Annotated in this window: 20 protein-coding genes; 19 read left to right on the forward strand and 1 reads right to left on the reverse strand. The window is 52.9% G+C overall.

Annotated features, from left to right (window positions below; all coding sequences use genetic code 11):
• Positions 1–62: 62 nt before the first annotated feature.
• The 15 genes from ACI0CA_RS00180 (at position 63) to ACI0CA_RS00250 (ending at position 15,959) form a co-directional block, all read left to right on the forward strand.
• Positions 63–563, forward strand: coding sequence for a PcfB family protein (locus ACI0CA_RS00180; protein WP_015527910.1), 501 nt, complete (start codon positions 63–65; stop codon positions 561–563).
• Positions 560–2,437, forward strand: coding sequence for a VirD4-like conjugal transfer protein, CD1115 family (locus ACI0CA_RS00185; protein ID WP_257267813.1), 1,878 nt, complete (start codon positions 560–562; stop codon positions 2,435–2,437). Before ACI0CA_RS00180 ends, ACI0CA_RS00185 begins: the two co-directional genes overlap by 4 nt.
• A 218-nt stretch (positions 2,438–2,655) precedes the next feature.
• Positions 2,656–2,874 (forward strand): Maff2 family mobile element protein, encoded by a 219-nt coding sequence (locus ACI0CA_RS00190; RefSeq protein ID WP_003525154.1) that lies wholly within the window; start codon positions 2,656–2,658, stop codon positions 2,872–2,874.
• 69 nt (positions 2,875–2,943) lie between these two features.
• The gene (locus ACI0CA_RS00195; RefSeq protein WP_002576236.1) at positions 2,944–3,813 is read left to right on the forward strand and encodes a VirB6/TrbL-like conjugal transfer protein, CD1112 family; all 870 of its coding nucleotides are present in this window, start codon (positions 2,944–2,946) and stop codon (positions 3,811–3,813) included.
• Between the two features lie 20 nt (positions 3,814–3,833).
• Entirely contained in the window at positions 3,834–4,289 is a 456-nt protein-coding gene (locus ACI0CA_RS00200; RefSeq protein ID WP_005335865.1) for a PrgI family protein, read from the forward strand.
• Positions 4,246–6,648 carry a VirB4-like conjugal transfer ATPase, CD1110 family gene (locus tag ACI0CA_RS00205; protein WP_257267817.1) on the forward strand — a complete coding sequence of 801 codons (2,403 nt, stop codon included), beginning with the start codon at positions 4,246–4,248 and terminating at the stop codon, positions 6,646–6,648. Before ACI0CA_RS00200 ends, ACI0CA_RS00205 begins: the two co-directional genes overlap by 44 nt.
• Positions 6,645–7,028 (forward strand): DUF3851 domain-containing protein, encoded by a 384-nt coding sequence (locus ACI0CA_RS00210; RefSeq protein ID WP_009003364.1) that lies wholly within the window; start codon positions 6,645–6,647, stop codon positions 7,026–7,028. The genes ACI0CA_RS00205 and ACI0CA_RS00210 overlap by 4 nt, the downstream gene beginning before the upstream one ends.
• The gene (locus ACI0CA_RS00215) at positions 7,021–8,757 is read left to right on the forward strand and encodes a C40 family peptidase (protein WP_172726390.1); all 1,737 of its coding nucleotides are present in this window, start codon (positions 7,021–7,023) and stop codon (positions 8,755–8,757) included. The genes ACI0CA_RS00210 and ACI0CA_RS00215 overlap by 8 nt, the downstream gene beginning before the upstream one ends.
• 28 nt (positions 8,758–8,785) lie before the next feature.
• Complete coding sequence (locus tag ACI0CA_RS00220) at positions 8,786–9,043, forward strand: DUF4315 family protein (RefSeq protein ID WP_009003366.1); 258 nt, start codon at positions 8,786–8,788, stop codon at positions 9,041–9,043.
• Complete coding sequence (locus tag ACI0CA_RS00225; protein ID WP_172726391.1) at positions 9,033–9,797, forward strand: DUF4366 domain-containing protein; 765 nt, start codon at positions 9,033–9,035, stop codon at positions 9,795–9,797. Before ACI0CA_RS00220 ends, ACI0CA_RS00225 begins: the two co-directional genes overlap by 11 nt.
• Positions 9,794–9,997 carry a hypothetical protein gene (locus tag ACI0CA_RS00230; RefSeq protein ID WP_009003368.1) on the forward strand — a complete coding sequence of 68 codons (204 nt, stop codon included), beginning with the start codon at positions 9,794–9,796 and terminating at the stop codon, positions 9,995–9,997. Before ACI0CA_RS00225 ends, ACI0CA_RS00230 begins: the two co-directional genes overlap by 4 nt.
• A complete protein-coding gene (locus tag ACI0CA_RS00235; protein ID WP_172726392.1) occupies positions 9,984–12,089 on the forward strand; it encodes a type IA DNA topoisomerase in 2,106 nt (701 codons plus the stop codon). The genes ACI0CA_RS00230 and ACI0CA_RS00235 overlap by 14 nt, the downstream gene beginning before the upstream one ends.
• Positions 12,089–12,367 (forward strand): immunoglobulin, encoded by a 279-nt coding sequence (locus tag ACI0CA_RS00240; protein WP_117718797.1) that lies wholly within the window; start codon positions 12,089–12,091, stop codon positions 12,365–12,367. Before ACI0CA_RS00235 ends, ACI0CA_RS00240 begins: the two co-directional genes overlap by 1 nt.
• 6 nt (positions 12,368–12,373) lie before the next feature.
• Positions 12,374–15,742 carry an LPD28 domain-containing protein gene (locus tag ACI0CA_RS00245; RefSeq protein ID WP_257267814.1) on the forward strand — a complete coding sequence of 1,123 codons (3,369 nt, stop codon included), beginning with the start codon at positions 12,374–12,376 and terminating at the stop codon, positions 15,740–15,742.
• Position 15,743: 1 nt separating this feature from the next.
• Positions 15,744–15,959 (forward strand): transposon-transfer assisting family protein, encoded by a 216-nt coding sequence (locus ACI0CA_RS00250; RefSeq protein ID WP_002576226.1) that lies wholly within the window; start codon positions 15,744–15,746, stop codon positions 15,957–15,959.
• A gap of 96 nt (positions 15,960–16,055) precedes the next feature.
• On the opposite strand, the gene ACI0CA_RS00255 is transcribed toward ACI0CA_RS00250, so the two are convergent.
• A complete protein-coding gene (locus ACI0CA_RS00255; RefSeq protein WP_205125096.1) occupies positions 16,056–16,823 on the reverse strand; it encodes a hypothetical protein in 768 nt (255 codons plus the stop codon).
• Between ACI0CA_RS00255 and ACI0CA_RS00260 the strand changes: the two genes are divergently transcribed.
• From ACI0CA_RS00260 to ACI0CA_RS00275, 4 genes are all read left to right on the forward strand, one after another.
• Entirely contained in the window at positions 16,810–17,166 is a 357-nt protein-coding gene (locus tag ACI0CA_RS00260; RefSeq protein WP_009003371.1) for a TnpV protein, read from the forward strand. The genes ACI0CA_RS00255 and ACI0CA_RS00260 overlap by 14 nt on opposite strands.
• Positions 17,167–18,662: 1,496 nt before the next feature.
• Entirely contained in the window at positions 18,663–24,827 is a 6,165-nt protein-coding gene (locus ACI0CA_RS00265; protein ID WP_446806978.1) for an SNF2-related protein, read from the forward strand.
• A 1-nt stretch (position 24,828) separates the two neighbouring features.
• Positions 24,829–25,635 carry a DUF3848 domain-containing protein gene (locus ACI0CA_RS00270; RefSeq protein WP_155202125.1) on the forward strand — a complete coding sequence of 269 codons (807 nt, stop codon included), beginning with the start codon at positions 24,829–24,831 and terminating at the stop codon, positions 25,633–25,635.
• 2 nt (positions 25,636–25,637) lie between these two features.
• A complete protein-coding gene (locus tag ACI0CA_RS00275) occupies positions 25,638–25,976 on the forward strand; it encodes a plasmid mobilization protein (RefSeq protein WP_015529854.1) in 339 nt (112 codons plus the stop codon).
• Positions 25,977–25,978 lie beyond the last annotated feature (2 nt).

A 25,978-nucleotide genomic window follows, 5' to 3' on the forward strand; every position in this document is an offset into this window, starting at 1 on the left:
GTGGTCCCGCCTTAGTATCAAGTGCCACCCCTGCAAAATCCGTGGAAAGGAGGCGATGACCTATGCAGGAGGAAGTGGAAAACAGGACTTTGACGCTGGTAGTCAGCGGAACAAAGTTTACCGGGCGGTTGATGAAAGCCGCCATCACCAAGTACCTTGCCCACCGCAAGGAAAAGAAGCTGCAAAAGCAGAAAAGCCGGGATACCCCCGTGATTCCCCACGGCAAGCAGACGGTGAAGCAGCTGATCGGCCAGAATCAGGGCGTTTCCAACATCGAGATCACCGACCCCTCCATCAAGGAGTTTGAGAAGATCGCCCGGAAATACGGCGTGGACTATGCGGTGAAGAAGGACCGCAGCAGCTCCCCACCCAAGTACCTGATCTTTTTCAAAGGTCGTGATGCGGATGCGCTGACAGCAGCCTTTACCGAGTACACCGGCAAAAAGGTCAAAAAAGCAGAGAAAACAGAGCGTCCGTCTGTGCTGGCAAAGCTGAACCAGTTCAAAGAGCTGGTCAAAAATGCCGTGGTGGACCGCACCAAGCGAAAGGAGCTGGAACGATGAAAAAGCAGCTTGACATCAAAAAGCTCCTGATTTTGAACCTGCCGTATCTCCTGATGGGCTTGTTTGCCACCAACTTCGGGGAGGCATGGCGCATGGTGCAGGGCGCGGACGCTTCCCAAAAGGCGCTCTCCCTGATTTCTGTCTTGCCGGTGGCGCTGGCAAGCTGGTGGCCCAGCCTGCACCCGCTGGATTTACTGGTGGGCCTGTGCTGTGGCGCTGGTCTGCGGCTGGCGGTGTATCTGAAAAGCAAAAATGCAAAGAAATACCGCCACGGCATGGAGTATGGTTCTGCCCGATGGGGAACCCACGAGGACATTGCCCCTTATGTGGACCCGGTATTCCAGAACAATGTGATTCTGACGAAAACCGAGAGCCTGACCATGAACAGCCGCCCGAAAGACCCCAAGACTGCCAGAAACAAAAATGTGCTGGTCATCGGCGGCTCCGGTTCCGGTAAGACCCGGTTCTGGCTAAAGCCGAACCTGATGCAGATGCACAGTTCCTATGTGGTGACAGACCCCAAAGGCACCATCCTGGTGGAGTGCGGCAAAATGCTCCAGCGCGGTACACCGAAAATGCGTCCAAAGCTGGGCAAGGATCATCAGCCGGTAAAGGACCGGCATGGCAATCCGGTCTATGAGACCGTAAAGGACAAAAACGGCAAAGTGGTCTATGAGCCTTATCGTATTAAGGTTCTCAATACCATCAACTTCAAAAAGTCCATGCACTACAATCCTTTTGCCTATCTGCACAGCGAAAAGGACATTTTGAAGCTGGTTACGACTTTAATAGCGAATACCAAGGGAGAAGGCAAGGCTGGAGATGATTTCTGGGTCAAGGCGGAAACGCTTTTGTACTGCGCCCTCATCGGATATATCCACTATGAAGCCCCGGTGGAAGAACAAAACTTTGCCACCCTCATTGAGTTCATCAACGCCATGGAAGTCCGGGAGGACGACGAGGAGTTCAAGAACCCGGTGGACCTGATGTTTGATGCACTGGAAGCCGAGAAGCCAAACCACTTTGCGGTGCGCCAGTATAAGAAATATAAGCTGGCCGCCGGAAAAACAGCCAAGTCGATTTTGATTTCCTGCGGTGCTCGCCTTGCCGTGTTCGACATTGCAGAGTTGCGTGAGGTCACGGCCTATGATGAGCTGGAACTGGATACGCTGGGAGACAGAAAAACGGCTCTGTTCCTCATTATGAGTGATACGGATGACAGTTTTAACTTTCTCATTTCCATGTGCTACACCCAGTTATTCAACCTGCTTTGTGAAAAGGCCGACGATGTGTATGGCGGCAGGCTTCCGGTTCATGTGCGCTGTCTGATTGATGAGTGTGCCAACATCGGGCAGATTCCGAAGCTGGAAAAGCTGGTGGCCACCATCCGAAGCCGTGAAATTTCTGCCTGTCTGGTGTTGCAGGCACAGAGCCAGCTCAAGGCAATTTACAAAGATAATGCCGATACCATCATCGGCAATATGGATACTTCCATCTTCCTGGGTGGCAAAGAGCCAACAACGCTGAAAGAGCTGGCGGCTGTTCTGGGAAAGGAGACCATAGACACTTACAACACCGGAGAGAGCCGGGGACGGGAGACCTCCCACTCGCTTAACTATCAGAAATTGGGAAAAGAGCTGATGAGCCAGGACGAGCTGGCAGTTATGGATGGCGGCAAGTGCATCTTGCAGTTGCGCGGTGTGCGTCCGTTTCTTTCAGACAAGTATGACATTACCAGACACCCTAATTTCAAATACACAGCTGATGCAGACAAGCGAAATACCTTTGATATTGAAGCATTTTTGTCTGCCAGACTAAAACTCAAGCCTGATGAGGTCTGCGATGTATATGAAGTAGACACGGAGGGCGTGTAATACGGTTCCGCTGAGAAAGGAGTGATCGTATCTATTTGCCGCAACTGCCTCTGTTGAGGCCATTGGCGTACAAAGCGGGCAATCATCAACAAAATAATGAAAAAGGAGGACAGCCGGAATCATGCCCCCGGAAACCGGGCGGCAGATTGTTCCGGCTTTTGTATGCCTATGAAACATGACAAACCTATTTTTTAATCAGATTCCGGCTAACAAACTATATGGCATTTTTTGAACAGGCAATTACCGTTCTTCAGACCCTCGTTATCGCGCTCGGTGCCGGTCTCGGTATCTGGGGCGTTATCAACCTGCTGGAAGGTTACGGCAACGATAACCCCGGCGCCAAGAGCCAGGGCATGAAGCAGCTCATGGCCGGTGCTGGTGTAGCCGTGGTAGGCATGGTCCTTGTACCTCTGCTCTCCGGGCTTTTCTCTGTCTAAGCGTCTCCGTATGAAATCCTTGCCGCTCCCGCAGCTCTGCGGGGGCGGCGGAAAGGAGGTTGACACCGTATGGATTTCTTACTTGAAGCCCTGACAAATTGGCTGAAAGAAATGCTGGTGGGCGGTATTATGAGCAACCTTTCGGGGATGTTTGACAGTGTAAACCAACAGGTCGCGGACATATCCGTACAGGTAGGACAGACCCCACAGGGATGGAATGGCAGTATTTTCAATATGATTGAGAATCTGTCAAACTCCATCATGGTGCCGATTGCAGGTGTGATCCTGGCTATCGTTATGACCGTAGACCTGATCCAGATGATTGCAGACAAGAACAACCTGCATGATGTGGATACCTGGATGATTTTCAAGTGGGTGTTCAAATCAGCTGCCGCCATCCTCATTGTTACAAACACATGGAATATCGTGATGGGCGTCTTTGATATGGCGCAGAGCGTGGTGGCGCAGGCGGCAGGGATTATCAATTCGGATGCGTCCATTGACATTTCCTCAGTTATGACCGATCTGGAACCGAGGCTGATGGAAATGGATTTGGGACCGCTGTTCGGACTGTGGTTCCAATCCCTCTTTATTGGCATTACCATGTGGGCGTTGTATATCTGTATCTTTATCGTTATTTATGGCCGTATGATCGAGATCTACCTTGTAACTTCGGTGGCTCCTGTTCCAATGGCTGCAATGATGGGCAAAGAATGGGGCGGTATGGGACAGAATTACCTCCGATCCCTGCTGGCACTGGGCTTTCAGGCGTTTCTCATTATCGTCTGCGTGGCAATTTATGCTGTGCTGGTGCAGAACATCGCTCTGGAAGATGACATCATCATGGCAATCTGGAGCTGCGTGGGCTACACCGTACTGCTATGTTTTACGCTGTTCAAAACCGGCAGTCTCGCCAAATCGGTCTTTCAAGCGCACTAAAACGGAAGGAGGTTTCCACATTGGCTTATGTACCCGTACCCAAGGACTTAACAAAAGTCAAAACAAAGGTCATGTTCAATCTGACCAAGCGGCAGCTTATCTGCTTCACGGGCGGAGCGCTTATTGGCGTACCGCTTTTCTTTTTGCTCAGAAAACCTACCGGAAACAGTGTAGCGGCTATGTGTATGATGCTGGTTATGCTGCCCTTCTTTATGCTGGCTATGTACGAAAAGCATGGACAGCCGCTGGAAAAGATCGTGGGCAACATTCTCAAAGTAGCTGTGATCCGTCCCAAGCAGCGTCCCTACCAGACCAACAACTTTTATGCCGTATTAAAGCGGCAGGAAATGCTCGATAAGGAGGTGTATGACATTGTTCACCGCAATAAAAAAATGGCTGCATCGGATGTTCGGAAAAACCGAGGAAAAAACTGTGCAGCCGGTAAAGACAAAGAAAAAACTGTCCCGCGCCGATAAGAAGCAGATCGAAGCGGCCATTGCCCGCGCTAACCGCACGGACAAAAAAGGAAAATCTGCGCAGGACAGTATCCCTTATGAACGGATGTGGCCGGACGGAATCTGCCGCGTATCGGACAGCCACTACACAAAGACCATCCAGTTTCAGGACATCAACTATCAGCTCTCCCAAAACGAAGATAAGACGGCAATCTTTGAGGGTTGGTGTGATTTCCTCAATTATTTTGACAGCTCGATTCATTTCCAGCTGTCTTTTTTGAACCTTGCGGCATCGGAGGAGACCTTTGCTAACTCCATTTCCATCCCGCCCCAGAGGGATGCCTTTGACAGTATCCGCGAGGAATATACCACAATGCTGCAAAATCAGCTGGCCAGAGGTAACAACGGCCTCATCAAGACCAAATACCTGACCTTTGGTATCGACGCAGACAGCATCAAAGCCGCCAAGCCCCGTCTGGAGCGTATTGAGACCGATATACTTAATAACTTCAAGCGTCTTGGTGTAGCTGCCAGAACGCTGGACGGTAAAGAAAGGCTTTCTCAGCTTCATGCGGTATTCCACATGGATGAACAGCTCCCGTTTCAGTTTGAATGGGACTGGCTGGCTCCTTCCGGTCTGTCCACAAAGGATTTTATTGCACCAAGCTCCTTTGAGTTCCGCACCGGCAAGCAGTTCCGTATGGGTAAGAAATACGGGATTGTTTCTTTTTTGCAGATTCTCGCACCGGAACTGAATGACCGTTTGCTGGCTGATTTTCTGGATATGGAAAGCTCGCTCATTGTGAGTATGCACATTCAGTCGGTGGATCAGGTGAAAGCCATCAAAACGGTAAAGCGAAAGATTACCGACCTGGACCGCAGCAAGATCGAGGAACAGAAAAAAGCAGTCCGTGCCGGATACGACATGGACATCATTCCATCTGACCTTGCTACCTACGGCAGTGAAGCGAAAAAACTCTTGCAGGATTTGCAGAGCCGCAACGAGAGAATGTTCCTTTTGACCTTTCTGGTGCTGAACACAGCGGACAATCCCCGTCAGCTTGGCAACAACATCTTTCAGGCAGGCTCTATTGCCCAGAAGTATAACTGTCAGCTGACCAGGCTGGACTTCCAGCAGGAAGAAGGGCTGATGAGCTGTCTGCCTCTGGGTCTCAATCAGATTGAGATTCAGCGAGGACTGACCACCAGTTCCACAGCTATCTTTGTGCCCTTTACTACGCAGGAACTGTTCCAGAACGGGAAAGAAGCCCTGTACTACGGCATCAATGCTCTGTCAAACAACCTCATTATGGTGGACAGAAAGCTGCTGAAAAACCCCAACGGCCTGATTCTGGGTACGCCGGGTTCCGGTAAGTCCTTCAGCGCAAAACGAGAAATTGCCAACTGCTTTTTGCTTACCAGCGATGATGTCATTATCTGTGACCCGGAAGCGGAGTACGCACCTCTTGTTGAGCGTCTGCATGGGCAGGTCATCAAGATCTCACCTACTTCAACCAACTATATCAATCCGATGGATCTGAATCTGGACTATTCGGATGATGAAAGCCCGCTGTCACTCAAGTCTGACTTTATCCTCAGTTTGTGTGAGCTGATCGTGGGCGGTAAGGAGGGCTTGCAGCCGGTGCAGAAAACCATTATTGACCGTTGTGTACGGCTGGTTTACAACGAATATCTCAATGACCCAAAGCCGGAGAATATGCCGATTTTGGAGGACCTTTATAACCTGTTGCGGGAGCAGGAAGAAAAAGAAGCTCAGTACATTGCAACGGCATTGGAAATCTATGTAACGGGTTCGTTGAATGTGTTCAATCATCAGAGCAATGTGGACATCAACAACCGCATTGTCTGCTATGACATCAAGGAACTGGGCAAGCAGCTCAAGAAAATCGGTATGCTGGTGGTACAGGATCAGGTGTGGAACCGCGTTACCATTAACCGCGCTGCCCACAAGTCCACCCGTTACTACATCGACGAGATGCACCTGCTTTTGAAGGAGGAACAGACCGCTGCCTATACAGTGGAAATCTGGAAGCGATTCCGAAAATGGGGCGGAATCCCGACAGGTATCACCCAGAATGTCAAAGACCTTTTGAGCAGCCGCGAGGTAGAGAACATCTTTGAAAACTCCGACTTCGTGTATATGCTCAACCAGGCAGGCGGAGACCGTCAGATACTTGCCAAGCAGCTGGGCATTTCCACGCACCAGCTTAGCTATGTGACCCACTCCGGTGAGGGCGAGGGCCTGCTGTTCTATGGCTCCACAATTCTGCCTTTCGTGGACCACTTCCCGAAGAATACCGAGCTGTACCGCATTATGACCACCAAACCCCAGGAACTGAAAAAGAAGGAGGATGAATGATGATGAACCCCAACATTTTGAATAAAAATCCGCTGATGTTTTTTGACAGGGCGGTAAATGCCCAGCGCAGCCAGCTGCTTACGGTCATGGCCGATGCGGTAAGTGAGTGCCGCACGGCGGCAGATCAGGCAGCCGAACTGAATGAGACCGGTCAGGTGGGGCTTCTCCGTCTGGCAGAGGTCTGGAGCGCCATTCGTGCTAAAGAAGGTATGGGCGGCCTGATTCTGGAAGGAACAGAGGCGAAGATCCTGTCCGATGTGGTGGCACAGTTTTATGCCTACCTGTCCGGCTGTATGTTCAACGATCCTGTGGGAATGGCCATTTATGCAGAGCTGCACTACATGATGTCCTCCCTCATGCTGGGAGAATGGTTTGAATAAAGAGCCGCGCCTGCGCTTTACTGATGAGGAACGGTCTGATCCTGCACTGGAAAAGCCGATCCGTAAAGCGGAGAAAGCTGCGGCCAGAGCAGATAAGGCGCAGGCCAATATCCCAAAGAAAAAGGTCAGGCAGACGGTCATTGACCCGGATACCGGAAAAAAGACCTCGAAGCTGACCTTTGAGGACAAGAAAAAGCCACCTTCCAAAGTTTCTCAAGGAGTCAGGGAAGCTCCCGTCCATCTGGTCGCAGGGAAGCTCCACAAAGAGATCCGGGAAACAGAGCAGGACAATGTGGGCGTGGAAAGCGCCCACAAGTCCGAGGAAGCGGTGGAGACCGGCGCTTATCTGGTGCGGGAGGGCTATCGCAGCCACAAGCTGAAGCCGTACCGCAAAGCAGCACAGGCAGAGCGCCAACTGGAAAAGGCAAATGTAAATGTTCTGTACCAGAAATCTTTGCAGGAAAATCCCCAGTTTGCCAGCAATCCGCTTTCCCGCTGGCAGCAAAAGCAGGCCATCAAAAGGCAGTATGCCGCCGCCAAACACGCCGGTCAGACTGCCGGAAATACCGCCCAGGCTGCATCCAAAACCGGAAAAGCCGCAAGGACGGTAAAAGAAAAGGCACAGCAGGCAGGGGCGTTCGTCATGCGCCACAAGAAGGGTTTCCTGATGGCAGGGGTTTTATTCCTCATTACCTGTATGCTGATGAATACCATGTCCTCCTGCTCCATGATGGCGCAGAGCATCGGTTCCGTTCTCTCCGGCACTACTTATCCGTCGGATGACCCGGAAATGCTGGCAGTGGAGGCAGATTATGCAGCCAGAGAAGTCCAGTTGCAGGAGGAAATCGACAACATTGAAAGCAGCCACCCAGGGTATGACGAGTATCGCTATGACCTTGGTATGATCGGCCATGACCCTCATGAGCTGGCAGCATTTCTGTCTGCCGTCTTGCAAGGTTACACCCAGCAGAGCGCTCAGGCAGAGCTGGCGCGTGTGTTTGCAGCACAGTATCAGCTGACGCTTACCGAGGAAGTGGAGATTCGCTACCGCACGGAGACCTCCACCGACCCGGAGACCGGCGAGACCACCTCAGAAGAAGTCCCCTATGAGTATTACATTTTGAATGTGAAACTCACCAGCAAGCCCATTTCCGCTGTGGCGTCGGAGTTACTGACCCCGGAGCAGATGGAAATGTATCAGGTTTACCGGCAGACCATGGGCAATAAGCCGCTGTTGTTTGGCGGTGGTTCCCCTGACATGAGCAATTCCGAGGACTTGACCGGTGTACAGTTTGTAAATGGAACCCGTCCCGGAAATCCGCAGTTGGTGGAGCTGGCCAAGCGTCAGGTCGGCAATGTGGGCGGCTATCCTTATTGGAGCTGGTATGGCTTTGACAGCCGCGTGGAGTGGTGCGCCTGCTTTGTATCCTGGTGTTATAACCAGGCTGGAAAAAGTGAACCGCGCTTTGCAGGCTGTGAGTGGCAGGGCGTTCCGTGGTTCCAGTCTCATGGACAATGGGGTGCAAGAGGCTATAACAATCTGGCTCCCGGAGATGCAATTTTCTTTGATTGGGATTTGGATGGGACAGCAGACCATGTGGGTATCGTGATCGGTACGGATGGCAGCCGTGTTTATACGGTGGAGGGAAATTCCGGCGATGCCTGCAAGATCAAAAGTTATGACCTGAATTATCAAAGTATTAAGGGCTACGGCCTGATGAACTGGTAACAGACTTTGTGGAAAGGAGTGAACGGTTATGGCAAAAAACAAAATTGAACGTATCGACCAGGAAATTGAGAAAACCCGTGAGAAGATTGCGGAATATCAGGAAAAGCTCAAGACCCTGGAAGCACAGAAAACGGAGGCAGAGAATCTGGAAATCGTTCAGATGGTTCGTGCGTTACGCATGACTCCAGCACAGCTGAACGCTATGCTTTCCGGTGGAATGAACCACGGCAGAGATACAGCACTGTCGGAATCAAATAATCAGGAGGTTACCGCTTATGAAGAATAAAAGAATTTGCAAAACACTTTCCGCCCTTTGCCTGACAATGGTTGTGGTATTTGGCTTTACGATCCCTGCTTTCGCACAGGGGTCAGAACAGGCTCCGGCGGCACCGGCAGAGGATTCTACCAATGACAGCAATGTGATTGTGGAAGAAACAGAACCGGCACCGGCACTTACACCGGAGGGGAATGCGGCATTGGTGGATGATTTTGGAGGCAATAAGCAGCTTATTACTGTTACGACCAAAGCTGGAAATTACTTTTACATCCTGATTGATAGGGCGAATGAGGACAAGGAGACTGCTGTTCACTTTCTGAATCAGGTGGACGATGCAGACCTTGCGGCGCTGATGGAAGATGGAAAACCCAAAGAGGAGATGCCTGCGGTATGCAGCTGTTCAACAAAATGTGAAGCAGGGGCAGTCAATACGGCCTGCTCGGTCTGCGCAACTGATAAGAGTAAATGTACGGGCAAAGCACCAGAACCTCCGGCAGAAACATCGGAGCCGGAAAAAGAGAAGCCTGCCGGATTGAACCCGGCTGCGATAGTCCTTTTGCTGGCTCTGCTGGGAGGCGGTGGCGTATTTGCCTACTTGAAGCTCGTTAAGAATAAGCCTAAGACCAAGGGCAATGACAGTCTGGACGATTATGATTATGGAGAGGAAGATTCCGAGGAATGGGAAACCGAGGATGAGGAGTCGGAAGAACCGGATGCTGACGGGGGCAGCGCAGAAGAAGATGATGAGGACAGTGTGAAATGACCCGATTCACAGACAGTCCCTATGAACGCATGATGACACGCAGGCCGGAGGGCGGGAAGGAAACTTCCCGTCCTCCTTCTTTGCCCCACAGCCACCCCTGCTATGGTTGCGGGAATTATGGAAGACCCTGCGTAGGTATCTGTCACCGGGAAATGTCCCGATGGCTCAAAGAGAGGAGGAACCATCATGGCTCAACATAAATTGGTAATTGCCGAAAAACCATCAGTTGCCCAGAATTTGGCGGCGGTGATCGGCGCAACCGTCCGTAAGGACGGGTATCTGGAGGGCAACGGCTGGCGTGTCAGCTGGTGCGTGGGCCACCTGGCCGGTCTTGCGGATGCAGACAGCTATGACCCCAAGTATGCCAAGTGGCGATATGATGACCTGCCTATTCTGCCGGAGTATTGGCAGATGGTGGTGGGAAAGGATAAGAAAAAGCAGTTTGATATTCTCAAAAAGCTGATGAATGCCCCGGATGTTTCGGAGGTGGTAAATGCCTGCGATGCCGGACGCGAGGGCGAGTTGATCTTCCGTAGCGTCTATGAGCTGGCAGGTTGCAAGAAGCCGATGAAAAGGCTCTGGATTTCTTCGATGGAGGACTCTGCCATAAGGGAAGGCTTTGCAAACCTGCGCCCCGGTGCGGATTATGACGGACTTCGGGATGCTGCCCTCTGCCGTGCCAAGGCCGACTGGCTGGTGGGGATCAATGCGACAAGGCTTTTTTCCGTGCTGTATCACCGAACCCTCAACATCGGGCGCGTGATGTCCCCGACGCTGGCGCTTATTGTTCAGCGAGAAGCTGAGATCGACACCTTTAAGCCGGTTCCCTTTTATACCGTGGCGCTGGAGCTGCCCGGTCTTACCGTATCCGGGGAGCGCATAAGTGACCGAGCAAGCGCAGAACAGCTGAAAGAAGCCTGCCAGGGTGCAGCTGTCACAATCAAAAAGGTGGAGTGCAAGGAAAAGTCCGAAAAGCCGCCTGCCCTCTATGACCTGACTACTCTGCAAAGAGACGCCAACCGCCTGCTTGGATTTACAGCCCAGCAGACCTTGGACTATCTGCAAAGCCTGTATGAAAAGAAGCTCTGCACCTATCCCCGTACTGACAGCCGCTATCTGACTGGTGATATGGCAGACAGCCTGCCGGTGCTGGTCAAGCTGGTTGCCAATGCTATGCCGTTTCGCAAAGGAATCGCCATTACCTGTGATCCGCAGACGGTCATCAACGATAAGAAAGTAACCGACCACCACGCAGTAATCCCTACCAGAAATCTCAAGGATGCAGACCTTTCTGCCCTTCCTGCGGGAGAAAAAGCAGTGCTGGAGCTGGTGGCCCTGCGTCTGCTGTGCGCCGTGGCTCATCCCCATATCTATTCGGAAACCGTTGTGATTGCAGCGTGTGCCGGTGGGGAATTTACCGCCAAAGGAAAAACGGTGAGGCACCCCGGATGGAAAGCACTGGAGGACGCTTACCGTGCCAAAACGAAGGATGCAGAGCCGAAAAAAGAGGGCGCAGAGAAAGCCCTGCCGGAGCTGACCGAAGGACAGACCCTTTCGGTTTCTGCGGCAATCGTCAAAGAAGGCAAAAGCAGTCCGCCTCAGCACTTTACGGAGGACACCCTATTGTCCGCGATGGAGACTGCCGGAAAAGAGAATATGCCGGAGGACGCTGAGCGAAAAGGTCTGGGGACACCGGCCACCCGTGCCGGTATTTTGGAAAAGCTGGTATCTGCCGGTTTTCTGGAACGAAAAAAGAGCAGGAAAACGGTGCAGCTTCTCCCTTCCCACGATGCAGTTTCCCTGATCACCGTTCTGCCGGAACAACTGCAATCGCCGCTTCTGACTGCCGAGTGGGAGTATCGCCTGGGCGAGATCGAGCGCGGGCAGCTTGCCCCAGAGGAGTTTCTGGACGGGATCAGCACCATGCTGAAAGACCTGGTGGGAACTTATCAGGTCATCAAGGGAACCGAGTACCTGTTCACTCCGCCCCGTGAGGTGGTGGGCAAATGCCCTCGCTGCGGAGGTGAAGTTGCAGAACTGCAAAAAGGCTTCTTCTGTCAGAATGATTCTTGCAAATTTGCAATCTGGAAAAACAACAAATGGTGGGCTGCCAAGAAAAAACAGCCGACCAAGGCTGTGGTGTCTGCGCTGCTGAACGATGGCCGTGTCCGTGTGACGGGGCTATATTCGGAGAAAACCGGCAAGACCTACGATGCCACTGTGGTTTTGGAGGACGATGGACAGTATGCCAACTTCAAGCTGGAATTTGACCAGCGGAAAGGAGGCAGCTGATGAATCTCTCTTTAGTGGAACGGGAAACCATTCTCCTCTATAACCAGGCAGAACCAATGGCTGAGATCTATACTCATGATCCCCGTCTGATGGAGAAGCTGGAACTGCTGGCAAAAAAGCACCCCGACCAGATCACCCGAAAGGACGCCCATAACTTTACCGTTCCTAAGCGGTGTGTATCAGTCCGAGAGCCATACAGCGCAGAACGCCGCAAAGCTGCCAGTGAACGGGCGAAAGCTGCCGGATACCAGCCCCCTGTGAGAAAGTCCAGCAGTTAAAGGCACATGGCAGAGAATGTATTTGAAGCAGTCAAGCAGTCGGTCAGCACCAGAGATGCGGCAGCGTTTTATGGGATCGAGGTCAAACGAAATGGCATGGCCTGTTGTCCCTTTCACGATGATAAGAACCCCAGCATGAAGGTAGACCAGCGGTTCCACTGCTTTGGCTGCGGTGAAGATGGGGATGTGATCGACTTTACCGCAAAGCTCTTTGACCTCTCCCCAAAAGAAGCGGCGGAGAAACTGGCACAGGACTTTGGCCTGATCTATGACAGTCAGGCCCCTCCCCGCAGGAAATATGTCCGGCAGAAAACCGAGGCACAAAAGTTTCGGGAGGACCGGCAGCGGTGTTATCGCGTACTGTCCGATTACTACTATCTGCTGAAAAAATGGGAGGCCGACAATTCTCCCCGGACACCGGAGGAAGAACCGCACCCCCGTTTTGTGGAAGCAATCCAGAAGAAAACCTATGTAGAGTACCTGTTGGACCTTTTTCTGTATGAAAGTGAAGAAGAACAAAGGGCATGGATTGCAGAACACACAGCAGAAATCACACACTTGGAAAGGAGAGTGAAAATCATGGCTGAGAACAAACCCACCAACCGAGAGCGGCTAAGGGAAATCACAGATGGCATCGAGCAGGGGATCAAAGAACTGTTTGAGAGTGAAAAGTATATGCGCTATCTGTCCGTCATGTCCCGCTTCCACCGCTATTCGGTAAACAACACCATGCTCATCTATATGCAGAAGCCGGACGCTACATTGGTAGCCGGATACAATAAGTGGAAAGACCAGTTTGAGCGTCATGTAAAAAAGGGCGAGCATGGTATTACCATCATTGCTCCCACACCATATAAGAAGAAAATCGAGGAGCAGAAACTGGACCCGGATACCAAGGCTCCGATTTTGGATAAAGACGGAAAGATCGTCACAGAGGAAAAAGAAATCGAGATCCCCATGTTTCGCCCGGTCAAGGTCTTTGATGTGAGCCAGACCGACGGGAAACCTTTGCCTGAGCTTGCTTCCTCCCTTTCCGGCAATGTGCCAAATTATGAGGCATTCATGGAGGCTCTGCGCCGCAGTGCGCCGGTGCCGATCACTTTTGAAGCAATGGCCGCCGATACGGACGGCTATTTTTCTGCCGATCATCAGAAAATCGCCATTCGTCAGGGCATGAGTGAGGTGCAGACGGTTTCGGCCACAGTACACGAGATTGCCCACAGCAAGCTCCACAATCAGAAAAAGATTCAGATTGCCAATGACGAGCAATATCAGGAGATCGAGCTGTTTGATAAACCCGGTCTGTTCTCCAATGGGCGGATTGTCCGTGATAATCTGCCGGAGGGCGTTTATTGCTATGACCTGTGCGGTTCTGACTACGACCCCGGAGAGCCGGTCTGTGTAGAAGAACAAGTAGTTGTAAACCATGCAGGTTCCGTTCTGCTGACAGAGCCGCTGGAGCTGGCGGAAGATGGACGCCTGATGCTGACCGAGGAAGAAGGGCTGAATTTTGTTGGCGGCTTTTCTACCCTCACCCAGTTTTTGCAAGAACAGAGGAAAGACCGCCACACGGAGGAAGTGGAGGCTGAAAGCATCTCCTATGCGGTCTGCAAATATTTTGGCATTGAGACCGGAGAAAACAGCTTCGGCTATATTGCAAGCTGGAGTCAGGGCAAGGAACTGAAAGAGCTGAGAGCCAGTTTGGAGACCATCAATAAGACCTCCGGCACTTTGATCTCTGACATTGAGCGCCACTATAAGGAAATCTGCAAAGAGCGTGGGATTGATCCCCATGCAAAGGCAGAGCCGGAAACCGCCCCGATAGAGCAGCCAACCGGCAATCTGACTTACTATGTGGCAGAGTGCATGGAGTTTTCAAACCTTGGAGAATATCACGATAACCTGTCTTTGGAGGAGGCGGTCCGCATCTATCAGGAAATTCCGGCAGAGCGAATGAACGGGGTCAAAGGGATTGGGTTTGAGCTGAAAGATGGAAGCGACTATGAAGGACCGTTTCCGATTTTGACCGGACAGACCATTGACCTGGACACCATTCAGGCAATCGACTATTACCGTGATAATCCGTTGGTGCAAAAAGCGGTAAAGGAACTGGCTGCGGCCATGCCGGAAATGGAAGTGCTGGGGGCGGATGCCAACCAGCAGGAGGCTTTGTTTCTGATCAACGATGCCACCTATCTTCATATCCAGTCCTGTGACAGCGGATGGGACTATACCCTTTACGATGCCGCATCCATGAAAGAGCTGGATGGTGGTCAGCTGGATATGCCGGAGATTTCCCGCATGAAGGCAGTTCTCCAGATTTGTGATGACAACGATTTGGGCAGCACTTCGCTCAGACACGCTCCTATGTTCATGATTGAGACCTTGCAGGAAGCGGCCTATCAGCAAATGCAGGCAGAGACCAGTCAGATGACTGCTTCTTCCCAGCTGCCGGAAGCGCAGGAGCAGGCACTGGATGAATATCCCATGCCGGATGAGCAGGTATCCACACCGGATATGCAGGAATATGGCTACTCCTATGATGGGATGCTCCCTGTTACCAGAGAACGGGCGCTGGAACTGGATGCCGCCGGTTTGACCGTCTATGTGCTGCATGAGGACAATACGGAGAGCATGGTGTTTGACCCGCAGGAAATCATGGATCATGGCGGTCTTTTCGGTGTGGACCATGAGGAATGGGAGAAAAGCCCTCAGTTCCATGAAAAGGTCATGGAGCGTCAGGAACATCAGCAGGAACGCGAACAGGCATTTCTCTCTCAGAACAGAGATTGCTTTGCCATCTATCAGGTAAGTCGTGACGATCCGCAGAATGTGCGCTTTATGAATCTGGACTGGTTAAAGTCCCATAACATTTCCATAGACCGCAGCAATTATGACCTCATTTACACAGCTCCTCTGAGGGAGTCTGGCACTGTGCCGGAGCAGCTGGAAAAACTCTATCAGCAATTCAATCTGGAAAAGCCCGTGGACTTTCACAGTCCCTCCATGAGCGTCAGCGACATCGTTGCGATCAGACAGGACGGTAAGGTATCCTGTCATTACTGTGACAGTGTTGGTTTTACCCAGATCCCCGGATTCCTGCCGGAAAATCCGCTGAAAAATGCGGAGATGGCCGTGGAGGACGATTACGGCATGATCGACGGTATCATCAACAATGGCGCAAAAGAGCCTACGGTGGCAGAGCTGGAACAGCAGGCCCGCAACGGTCAGCCCATTTCCCTCATGGATTTGGCTGCCGCTGCCCATCGGGAGGAACGGGAAAAGAAAAAGTCCGTCATGGAGCAGCTGAAAAGCCAGCCCAAGGCAGAACACAAAAAGATAGCGCCAAAAAAGAGTGCGGAAAGGGAGATTTGATATGGGAAACTTTACTTTTGAGGAAATGAACCTGATGTGCATTTACAATACCGGCAGCCGCACCGGACTGATCGACAGCCTGCGTGAGATGCGCGGCGAGCTGGCCCCGGAGGAAACCGAGCTGCGGGAGTTGACAGACAGCGCACTGGGCAAGCTCCAGGCCATGAGTGATGCCGAGTTTGCCGAGCTGGAGTTGTATCCGGATTTTGACCAGTAAACACCATAATCGCAGGGATGGGGTGGCAATATGCCACCCCACCTTTTTACCCCAAAACTGAAAGGAGGACAGAACACTATGCCAACCAAAGCTGAACTATATGCACAGATGGCGGAGAAGGTAACAACGCAGCTCACGGGGAGCTGGCAGGAATGGGCAGGGTTTCTCACCACTGCTTCCCGCCTTTACAAGTACCCGTTCCATGAGCAGTTGATGATCTACGCCCAGCGCCCGGACGCTACCGCCTGTGCAGAGTACGATTTGTGGAATGAAAAGATGGGCCGGTATGTAAGGCGCGGCTCCAAGGGAATCGCTCTGGTGGACGATTCCGGGGACAGACCCCGCCTGCGCTATGTTTTTGATATTTCCGACACCGGAACCCGTGAACATTCCCGCACTCCCTGGCTGTGGCAGCTGGAGGAGCGCCATTTGGATTCGGTGCAGGCCATGCTTGAGCGCACCTATGATGTTTCCGGTGATGACCTTGCCGGACAGCTCACGGAGGTAGCCGGAAAACTGGCTGAGGAATACTGGACGGAGCATCAGCAGGACTTCTTCTATATCGTTGACGGTTCCTTTTTGGAGGAATATGATGAGTTTAACATCGGAGTACAGTTCAAGGCAGCAGCCACCGTCAGTATCACTTACGCTTTGATGTCCCGCTGTGGACTGGAGCCGGAACGCTACTTCGACCACGAAGATTTCATGGCGATCTTTGATTTCAATACTCCGGCAACCATCGGAGCGCTGGGAACAGCGGTCAGCCAGATCAACCAGCAGGTGCTGCGGCAGATCGGCGTTACCGTCCGAAATGCAGAGCGCGAAGCCAACCAAGAAAGGAGCAAACAAGATGAACAATCCCATGACCTATATCCAGAACGGAGACTATCTGATTCCCGACCTGAAGCTGAGCCAGCAGCCGGAGAAACCCTTGGGCAAGTACGGAAGGATGAGGAAAACCTACCTGAAGGAACACCGTCCCATCCTCTACAACCAGATGCTGCTGAGCGAGAAGCTGTACCCGCACCTTCTGGAGATCGACGAGACCGCCCAGAGCAGACTGGAGCAGATGATGCCCCAGCTGGCGAAGGAAGCGGGAGCCACCGAGGACCTGAAAGCCAGCGATCCCATGAAGTGGGTGGGGCTGATGAACACCTGCAAAGCTCAGGCCGAGGAGATCCTGATGGCGGAGCTTATCAACAGCTGACTCTAAACCTGTTCCTCTCCGAAGCGGAACAGATCCAATCCATAGATGAAGCAGAGAATGTAGCGCATACATCCTCTGCTTTTTCTTTTACCCAAAATGACATCGACCATGTGCTGCGTTTGGGCGGCAATACAGACCGTCAAAGGGAGCGTGTGGTTGCAGCCTTTGAAAAGCAGAAAACCACCGCTGAGATTGCCGAGATACTGAAAACGCTGTACCACGGCGGCAATGGCCTTGGCAGTGTGAGCGCATGGTATGCCGAGGATGGTATCCATCTTTCCCATGGGAAGTCTGTCCGTTATGACAGGTCTGCCCAGGTCATTTCCTGGGAGAGTGCCGCAGAGCGTATCGGGGAGCTTTTGGAAAGTGGTCAGTTTGCCTCCAATGTGGAGCTTGCAGAAGCGGCAGGCTATGAACGCTCCCTCCTCTCGGAAAAGCTCTGGCATCTGTATCACGATCTCAGTGAGGACGCAAGAAAAGGCGGATATTTGTCCTGCCTGTCAGAGATCAAAGGCAATGGTTTCCCGGAGGAGACCCGCCGCCTGATGGAGCAGCTGAGTGAACCGGCTTTCCGCCAGACCCTCAAGGAAGAATACGCCGCCTTCTGGACTGCCTATCAGCAGGACCGTGACCTGTTGCGTTTTCACTATCATAGACCGAGGGAGATCTGGGAGAACCTGAAGGACCTTGACCTGCCCCGCAGGACCTTTTCTTCAGAGCTTTCCCAAGTGCCAACCGTCCAGCACTTTATTACTGAGGATGAGATCGACGCCGCCATGACCGGCGGAAGCAGTTTCGCCGGAGGAAAAGGCCGTATCTATGCGTTCTTCATGGAAAACCATACGGATAAGGAAAAAGTGAGATTCCTCAAAGACGAGTATGGCATTGGCGGACGCTCTCATGCCCTGTCCGGCGCAACACACAGCGGCGAAGATCACGACGGGAAAGGGTTGCACTATAAAAAGCAGGACTGCCCGGATGTTCACTTGAACTGGGAAAAGGTTGCCAAGCGCATTACCTCTCTTGTCCAGAAAGGCCGCTATCTTACCGAACAGGAACAGGCGCAGTATGACAAAATCCAGGCTGAAAAGGAATTGGCAGAAGAAGATGCCATCCAAGCCCAGCAGCCGGAGGTGGAGGAAGAAACGCCAAAGCCTACCCTTCGGGAGCAGTTTGAGCAGTATAAGACTGTGGCGACTGCCGCCATTTCCGAGGATGCCGCATACCGCAATGCCTGCGGGCATTCTGACCGTGAAAATGTTGTCATCGAGGGCAATGCCGCTGTGCGCCGTGCGGTCCTTGGTTCTAAGGATATGGAGCTGATTCGCCTCTATTCGGATGTGCCGGAGTTCCGCCAGCGTCTGCACCGGGAAGTGATCGACGAAACCTATCCAAAGCTCCATGAACTTCTGCGCCCTCTTTCTCAGGAAGATATTGATACTGCCATTTGTGCATGGAACGGCAATATCGAGAGTAAACACGCTGTTATCCGCTATATGAAAGACCATGCAAGAGAAAAAGATACCGCCGCATGGCTGGCTCAGGAATACGGCGGCAGTAACAGCAACAGCCTGTTCGTTGTCCGTGCCGGCAGCCCGGAGGAAACGCAGCTGCCCTGGCCGAAGGTACAGCGCAGGCTTGCCCAGCTCATTCAGGAGGACCGGTTCTATACCGAAGAAGAACAGAACCGTTTTGACGACATCGACCCAATCGCCATCCGGGAAGCTCTGGAAGAAAGAGGGATCGTCAACGGACAGGTGACAGACCCGGAAAAACTGGACAATGCCCCGTTTATCCAACAGGTGATGTCAGATGCAGAGCAGATCGCAGATGCCGAGACAGAGCAGACTTCCGAAGTTTCCATTTCCGATGAGGAATATGACGCAGTTCGCCGCCCAGTTCCGCAAAGAACCTCCTATGACCCAGCCGCCCCGGTCTATGCCGTGGGCGATACCGTGTATATCGAGGATGACGCCTATCAGATCACCGAGCTGCGGGAGGACACCGTACAGCTTCTGCCCACCGGGATGGTATATCCCATCTACCGGGCAGAGCGCAAAGAACAGTTCGAGCAGCTGCTTCGGGCAGACCGCCGCAATGCTTACTATACCGAGTTTCTTCCTATTGACCCGGACAAGGCAGATCAGGACTTGCGGGATGTATTGGCTCATGGACTGATGGATGAAGCGGATAAAAAGCAGATTTCCACGCTGCTGCAATCCGGCAGGAGCAACAGCGAGATCGCCTACTGGCTGAGCAGAGCCTATTCCGGTGAGATCGAGACACTGAATCTGGAGACTGGCGATATTGCCGATTACCGTACCACGGCACAGGGCATAGAGCTGGAAGTCATGGATGCAGAGGAAAAGCGTCTGGCTATGCTGTATTTCCGCTGGGATGAGGTTGCACCTTTGCTGCGCGGGATGTACGCCCGTCAGCAGGACGGTTTGGGACCGGAACAGCCCCAACCGGCTACCGAATCCCCGACCTTCCATTCCGAGACCATGGCCGTCTATCCGGGCGATAAGAACAATCTGCCTTATGATGTGGTGGTGGAACGACTGCATATCGAGGAGCCGGAGCCACCAGCGCCTGTGACAGAGCCGGAGAAAACCTTTGAGGAAGTGCTGGACGAACACCCGGTTTCCATTCAGGTCAATGGCCAGTGGCAGACCTTTCCCAATGCCAAAGCTGCCGAGAAAGCCTCCTATGAGGAATACAAGGCTAACCTGCGCCGCAATGCAAAAAACTTCCGTATTACCGATGAGCATTTGGGTGAAAGCGGTCCGAAAGCCAAGTTCCAGGCAAATATCAATGCCATTCGTTTGCTGAAAGAGCTGGAAGTTGCCGGACAGCAGGCAAGCCCTGAACAACAGGAGATTCTTTCCCGTTATGTAGGCTGGGGCGGTCTTGCCGATGCCTTTGACCCGGAAAAACCGGCATGGGCTTTAGAGTATGCCCAGCTGAAAGAGCTGCTGACCCCGGAGGAATATGCCGCCGCCAGAAGCTCCACCCTCAACGCCCATTACACCAGCCCTACGGTCATTCAGGCCATCTATGAAGCGGTGGACCGTATGGGATTTGAGACCGGAAATATTCTGGAGCCGTCTATGGGTGTGGGCAATTTCTTTGGTATGCTGCCGGAGAAAATGCGAAACAGCCATTTGTACGGCGTGGAGCTGGACCCGGTTTCCGGGCGCATCGCAAAGCAGCTCTATCCCAAGGCGGACATCACAGTAGGCGGCTTTGAGACCACAGACAGTCGTGACTTCTTTGACCTTGCCATCGGCAATGTGCCGTTCGGTCAGTATCAGGTCAACGACAAAGCCTACAACAAGCTGAATTTCAGTATTCACAACTACTTTTTCGCCAAAGCACTGGACCAGGTGCGTCCCGGCGGCGTGGTAGCTTTTGTAACCTCCCGCTATACTATGGACGCCAAGGATTCCACCGTGCGCCGCTATCTTGCTCAACGTGCCGAGCTGCTGGGAGTCATCCGTCTGCCTAATGACGCGTTCAAAAAGAATGCCGGTGCCGAGGTGGTATCCGACATCATCTTTCTCCAAAAGCGGGATCGCCCGCTGGACATCGTGCCGGAATGGACCCAGACCGGACAGACGGAGGACGGGTTTGCCATCAACCGGTATTTTATCGACCACCCGGAAATGGTGCTGGGCAGACAGGAGCCGGTAAGCACTTCTCATGGTATGGATTACACCGTGAACCCTATCGAGGGACTGGAGCTTTCCGACCAGCTGCATGATGCTGTGAAGTACATTCATGGCACTTATCAGGAGGCAGAGCTGCCGGAGCTGGGCGAGGGCGAAGCCATTGACACCTCCATTCCTGCTGACCCCAATGTGAAGAACTATTCCTATGCCATTGTAGACGGGCAGGTGTACTATCGGGAAAACAGCCGCATGGTGCGCCCTGACCTCAACGCCACCGCCGAAGCCCGCGTGAAAGGTCTTGTGGGACTGCGTGATTGTGTGCAGGAACTGATCGACCTTCAGATGGATGCAGCGGTTCCGGACAGCACCATTCGGGAGAAGCAGGCGGAACTGAACAGCCTCTATGACAGCTTTTCTGCCAAATACGGTCTCATCAATGACCGTGCAAATCGGCTGGCCTATGCAGACGATTCTTCCTATTACCTGCTCTGTGCGCTGGAAGTCATCGACGAGGACGGAAAGCTGGAGCGCAAGGCGGATATGTTCACCAAACGGACCATCAAGCCCCATCAGGCGGTGGCTGTGGTGGATACGGCAAGTGAAGCACTGGCGGTGTCTATCTCGGAAAAAGCCTGCGTGGATATGGGCTATATGAGCCAGCTTACCGGAAAAACAAAAGAAGAACTGGCCGGAGAACTGCAAGGCGTGATCTTCCGTGTGCCGGGACAGCTGGAACAGGACGGCACACCCCATTATGTGACTGCTGATGAATACCTTTCCGGCAATGTACGCCGCAAACTGCGTCAGGCGCAGCGGGCGGCACAGCAGGACCCTTCTTTTGCAGTCAATGTGGAAGCTCTTACCGCCGCCCAGCCCAAAGACCTGGATGCGTCGGAAATTGAGGTGCGTCTGGGCGCTACCTGGATTGACAAGGAGTACATCCAGCAGTTTATGTACGAGACCTTCAACACCCCGTTTTATCTCCAGCGCAGCATTGAGGTCAACTATTCCTCCTTTACTGCTGAATGGCAGATCAAGGGGAAATCTTCTGTATCCTACAACGATGTGGCAGCTTATACCACCTACGGAACCAGCCGCGCCAACGCCTACAAGATTCTGGAGGATTCCTTAAACCTGCGGGATGTCCGTATCTATGACACCATAGAGGACGCAGACGGAAAAGAGCGCCGCGTACTAAACGCCAAGGAGACCACTCTGGCTGCCCAAAAACAGCAGGCGATCCGGGAAGCCTTTAGGGACTGGATCTGGAGAGACCCGGAGCGCCGCCAGACTTTGGTGCGCCAGTATAACGAAGAAATGAACTCTACCCGTCCCCGCGAGTATGATGGCAGCCATATCACTTTTGGCGGCATGAACCCGGCCATTACCCTGCGGGAACACCAGAAAAGTGCCATCGCCCATGTGCTGTATGGCGGAAATACCCTGCTGGCACACGAAGTAGGCGCGGGCAAAACCTTTGAGATGGTGGCCGCTGCGATGGAAGCCAAACGCCTGGGCTTGTGCCAGAAATCTCTCTTTGTGGTTCCCAACCACCTGACTGAGCAGTGGGCATCGGAGTTTCTGCGCCTCTATCCTTCTGCCAACATCTTAGTCACAACCAAAAAGGACTTTGAGACCCATAACCGCAAGAAGTTCTGCGCCCGTATTGCGACCGGTGACTACGACGCCATCATCATGGGACACAGCCAGTTTGAGCGTATCCCCATCAGCCGGGAGCGTCAGGAACGGCTTCTCTATGAGCAGATCGACGAGATCACCGAGGGTATCGCAGAGGTGCAGGCCAGCGGCGGCGAGCGTTTTACCGTCAAGCAGCTGGAGCGTACCAGAAAGTCTCTGGAAGCCAGACTGGAAAAGCTGCAAGCCGAGGGGCGAAAAGATGATGTGGTAACTTTTGAGCAGCTGGGTGTGGACCGGCTGTTTGTGGACGAGGCCCACAACTACAAGAACCTGTTTTTATACACAAAAATGCGGAATGTGGCTGGTCTTTCCACATCGGACGCGCAGAAATCCTCCGATATGTTTGCCAAGTGCCGCTATATGGATGAGATCACCGGAAACCGTGGCGTGATCTTTGCCACCGGCACACCGGTCAGCAACTCCATGACCGAGCTTTACACCATGCAGCGTTATCTTCAATATGAACGCCTGCAAGAGCTGAACATGACCCACTTCGACTGCTGGGCTTCCCGATTTGGGGAGACCGTCACAGCATTGGAGCTGGCACCGGAAGGCACCGGCTACCGGGCAAGAACGAGATTCAGCAAGTTCTTTAATCTGCCGGAGCTGATGAACCTGTTCAAAGAAGTGGCCGACATTAAGACTGCCGACCAGTTAAATCTCCCTACCCCGGAAGTGGAGTACCACAACATCGTGGCGCAGCCCACCGAACATCAGCAGGAAATGGTCAAGGCTCTTTCGGAGCGCGCATCGCTGGTACACAGCGGAACCGTTGACCCGTCCCAGGATAATATGCTCAAGATTACCTCGGATGGCCGCAAGCTGGGGCTGGACCAGAGGATCGTCAACCAGATGCTGCCGGATGAACCTGGCACAAAGGTCAATCAGTGCGTGGACAACATCATGCAGATCTGGCGGGACGGCAAAGCTGACAAGCTGACCCAGCTGGTGTTCTGCGACATTTCTACACCACAGGCCAAAGCTCCTGTAAGCAAGGCGGCGAAAACGCTGGATAATCCACTGCTTCACGCACTGGAAGACGCTGTGCCTCTGCCGGAGCAGGAACCGGTCTTTACGGTATATGACGATATTCGTCAGAAACTCATTGCCCAGGGGATGCCTGCCGACCAGATCGCTTTTATCCATGAAGCCAATACCGAAGTGCGGAAAAAGGAGCTGTTCTCTAAAGTCCGTACCGGTCAGGTGCGTGTCCTTTTGGGCAGCACCGCCAAGATGGGCGCAGGCACCAATGTGCAGGACCGTCTGGTGGCACTTCATGATCTGGATTGTCCGTGGAGACCCGGAGACCTTGCCCAGCGCAAGGGCCGTATCGAGCGCCAGGGCAACCAGAACCCTCTTGTCCATGTGTACCGCTATGTCACGGAGGGAACTTTTGATGCCTACCTCTGGCAGACGGTGGAAAACAAGCAGAAATTCATCAGCCAGATCATGACTTCTAAATCGCCGGTGCGTTCCTGCGATGATGTGGATGAAACGGCGCTTTCCTTTGCCGAGATCAAGGCTTTGTGTGCCGGAGACCCCCGTATCAAGGAGCGTATGGATTTGGATGTGGAGGTATCCCGCCTGAAACTGATGAAAGCCGACCACCAGAGCAAGCAATATCGTCTGGAGGACCAGCTGCTCAAATACTTCCCGGAGGAGATTGAAAAGCACAAAGGTTTTATCAAGGGCTTTGAATCCGATCTGGAGGTTTTGGCAGCTCACCCGCACCCGGAGGACGGTTTTGCTGGTATGGAGATTCGTGGAGACCTGCTGACCGATAAGGAGAACGCCGGTGCAGCCCTTTTGGATGCCTGCAAGGAGGTCAGAACCTCTGATCCGGTGCAGATTGGCAGTTACCGTGGATTCACTATGTTGGTGGAATTTGAAGCGTGGAAACAGGAATATACGCTCCTGTTGAAAGGCCAGATGACCCACCGGGCAACCCTTGGTACAGACCCTCGCGGAAATCTTACCCGTATCGACAATGCCCTTGCTCAGATGCCCCAGCGTCTGGAGGCGGCAAAGGCCCAGCTGGATAACCTCTATCAGCAGCAGGCTGCCGCAAAGGAGGAAGTCGGAAAGCCATTCCTTTATGAAGAAGAACTGAGAAGCAAAAACGCCCGTCTGGTGGAGCTGGATACCCTGCTCAACATCGACGGAAAGGGGCAGGCACACACCGAGTCTGTTGTTGCCAAAAGCACACGGCCTTCGGTGCTGGATAACCTAAAACGCCCGGTGCAACCCCGCAGTACAGACAAGAAACCAAAACAGCATGAGGAGGTGCGATAACATGAATACTAACGATCTGAATACAGCCCTTTATGAAAAGATGGCTGCCGAACAGGATAAGTTCCGGGACTGGCTGAAAAGCCAGCCCCCGGAAGAAATCCTGCACCACACCTATGAATATACTGTCCGTGAGGATATTGTGATGGCGATGGAGGAGCTGGAGCTGACCGACGCCCAGGCCAAGGCACTTTTGGAATCTCCCTCTCCATTGGCGGATGTGTACCGCTATTTTGAAAAGCTGGAGACCGGCTATATGGATGTGATCCGGGACAGCATTGAAAGCCGTGCCGACGATGTGTGCAGAGCCAAAGAGGAACTGCGAACAACACCGGTCTATCCACATTCTGCTGCCTATGCGTCCGAGCATGGGGAAATGGCACAGTACAACCTCTCATATCAGGCGAACAGCGCCTGCAAAGAAGCCATTGAGCAGACCATCAGCGCCCACTATGCAGAGAATCGGCTGGATACGGAGGCGGCGGTCAAAGATGTGCTGGAAAAGTTCGGGGCGGAACGGGTACAGTTTATTCTTGCAAACACCATCCAGCGCAAGAACTATGACGGGCGTATCTCTCAGGACAATAAAGCATGGGCAAAAAACATTCCTACGCTGGAGGACAGCGGCGCTTCCCGCCACTGTGCCTATCTGGTGGTAGATGGGGTCAATCCCGGTCTGACCGATCTGTTTACCAGGCAGGCCAGAAAAACCATGCAGGAACAGCAGAAAAGTTCTGTCCTGCAAAAGCTCAAACAGGAGCTGCCCGCCCATAAGCCTGCCGCCCCGAAAAAACGGGAGCCGGAGCGATAACCATGGCAAAGCGCAAGCGGGATGTGCCGGTTTTGTTTTGGGTGTCCGCAGAAGAACTGGAACTGATCCATCAAAAGATGCAGCAATACGGGACAGAGAATTTGAGCGCTTATCTGCGGAAAATGGCGCTGGATGGTTATGTGGTCAAGCTGGAACTGCCAGAGATGAAGGAGTTGGTCTCCCTGATGCGCCGAAGCAGCAACAACTTGAACCAGCTGACCCGCAAAGTGCATGAGACCGGGCGGGTTTATAATGCTGACTTGGAGGATATATCCCAGCGGCAGGAACAACTGTGGGAGGGTGTGAAGGAAATCCTTACCCAACTCTCCAAACTTTCATAACA

Source organism: Hominenteromicrobium mulieris, from assembly GCF_046197855.1.
GTDB lineage: Bacteria > Bacillota > Clostridia > Oscillospirales > Acutalibacteraceae > Hominenteromicrobium > Hominenteromicrobium mulieris.

Bases quoted from the DNA above. Each gene is read 5' to 3' on its own strand.
- ACI0CA_RS00260 (WP_009003371.1), top strand. From the start codon at position 16,810: ATGAACAATCCCATGACCTATATCCAGAACGGAGACTATCTGATTCCC.
- ACI0CA_RS00235 (WP_172726392.1), top strand. From the start codon at position 9,984: ATGGCTCAACATAAATTGGTAATTGCCGAAAAACCATCAGTTGCCCAG.
- ACI0CA_RS00180 (WP_015527910.1), top strand. From the start codon at position 63: ATGCAGGAGGAAGTGGAAAACAGGACTTTGACGCTGGTAGTCAGCGGA.
- ACI0CA_RS00250 (WP_002576226.1), top strand. From the start codon at position 15,744: ATGGGAAACTTTACTTTTGAGGAAATGAACCTGATGTGCATTTACAAT.
- ACI0CA_RS00220 (WP_009003366.1), top strand. From the start codon at position 8,786: ATGGCAAAAAACAAAATTGAACGTATCGACCAGGAAATTGAGAAAACC.
- ACI0CA_RS00210 (WP_009003364.1), top strand. From the start codon at position 6,645: ATGATGATGAACCCCAACATTTTGAATAAAAATCCGCTGATGTTTTTT.
- ACI0CA_RS00270 (WP_155202125.1), top strand. From the start codon at position 24,829: ATGAATACTAACGATCTGAATACAGCCCTTTATGAAAAGATGGCTGCC.
- ACI0CA_RS00190 (WP_003525154.1), top strand. From the start codon at position 2,656: ATGGCATTTTTTGAACAGGCAATTACCGTTCTTCAGACCCTCGTTATC.
- ACI0CA_RS00195 (WP_002576236.1), top strand. From the start codon at position 2,944: ATGGATTTCTTACTTGAAGCCCTGACAAATTGGCTGAAAGAAATGCTG.
- ACI0CA_RS00230 (WP_009003368.1), top strand. From the start codon at position 9,794: ATGACCCGATTCACAGACAGTCCCTATGAACGCATGATGACACGCAGG.
- ACI0CA_RS00255 (WP_205125096.1), bottom strand. From the start codon at position 16,823: ATGGGATTGTTCATCTTGTTTGCTCCTTTCTTGGTTGGCTTCGCGCTC.
- ACI0CA_RS00265 (WP_446806978.1), top strand. From the start codon at position 18,663: ATGAAAGACCATGCAAGAGAAAAAGATACCGCCGCATGGCTGGCTCAG.
- ACI0CA_RS00185 (WP_257267813.1), top strand. From the start codon at position 560: ATGAAAAAGCAGCTTGACATCAAAAAGCTCCTGATTTTGAACCTGCCG.
- ACI0CA_RS00240 (WP_117718797.1), top strand. From the start codon at position 12,089: ATGAATCTCTCTTTAGTGGAACGGGAAACCATTCTCCTCTATAACCAG.
- ACI0CA_RS00275 (WP_015529854.1), top strand. From the start codon at position 25,638: ATGGCAAAGCGCAAGCGGGATGTGCCGGTTTTGTTTTGGGTGTCCGCA.
- ACI0CA_RS00245 (WP_257267814.1), top strand. From the start codon at position 12,374: ATGGCAGAGAATGTATTTGAAGCAGTCAAGCAGTCGGTCAGCACCAGA.
- ACI0CA_RS00225 (WP_172726391.1), top strand. From the start codon at position 9,033: ATGAAGAATAAAAGAATTTGCAAAACACTTTCCGCCCTTTGCCTGACA.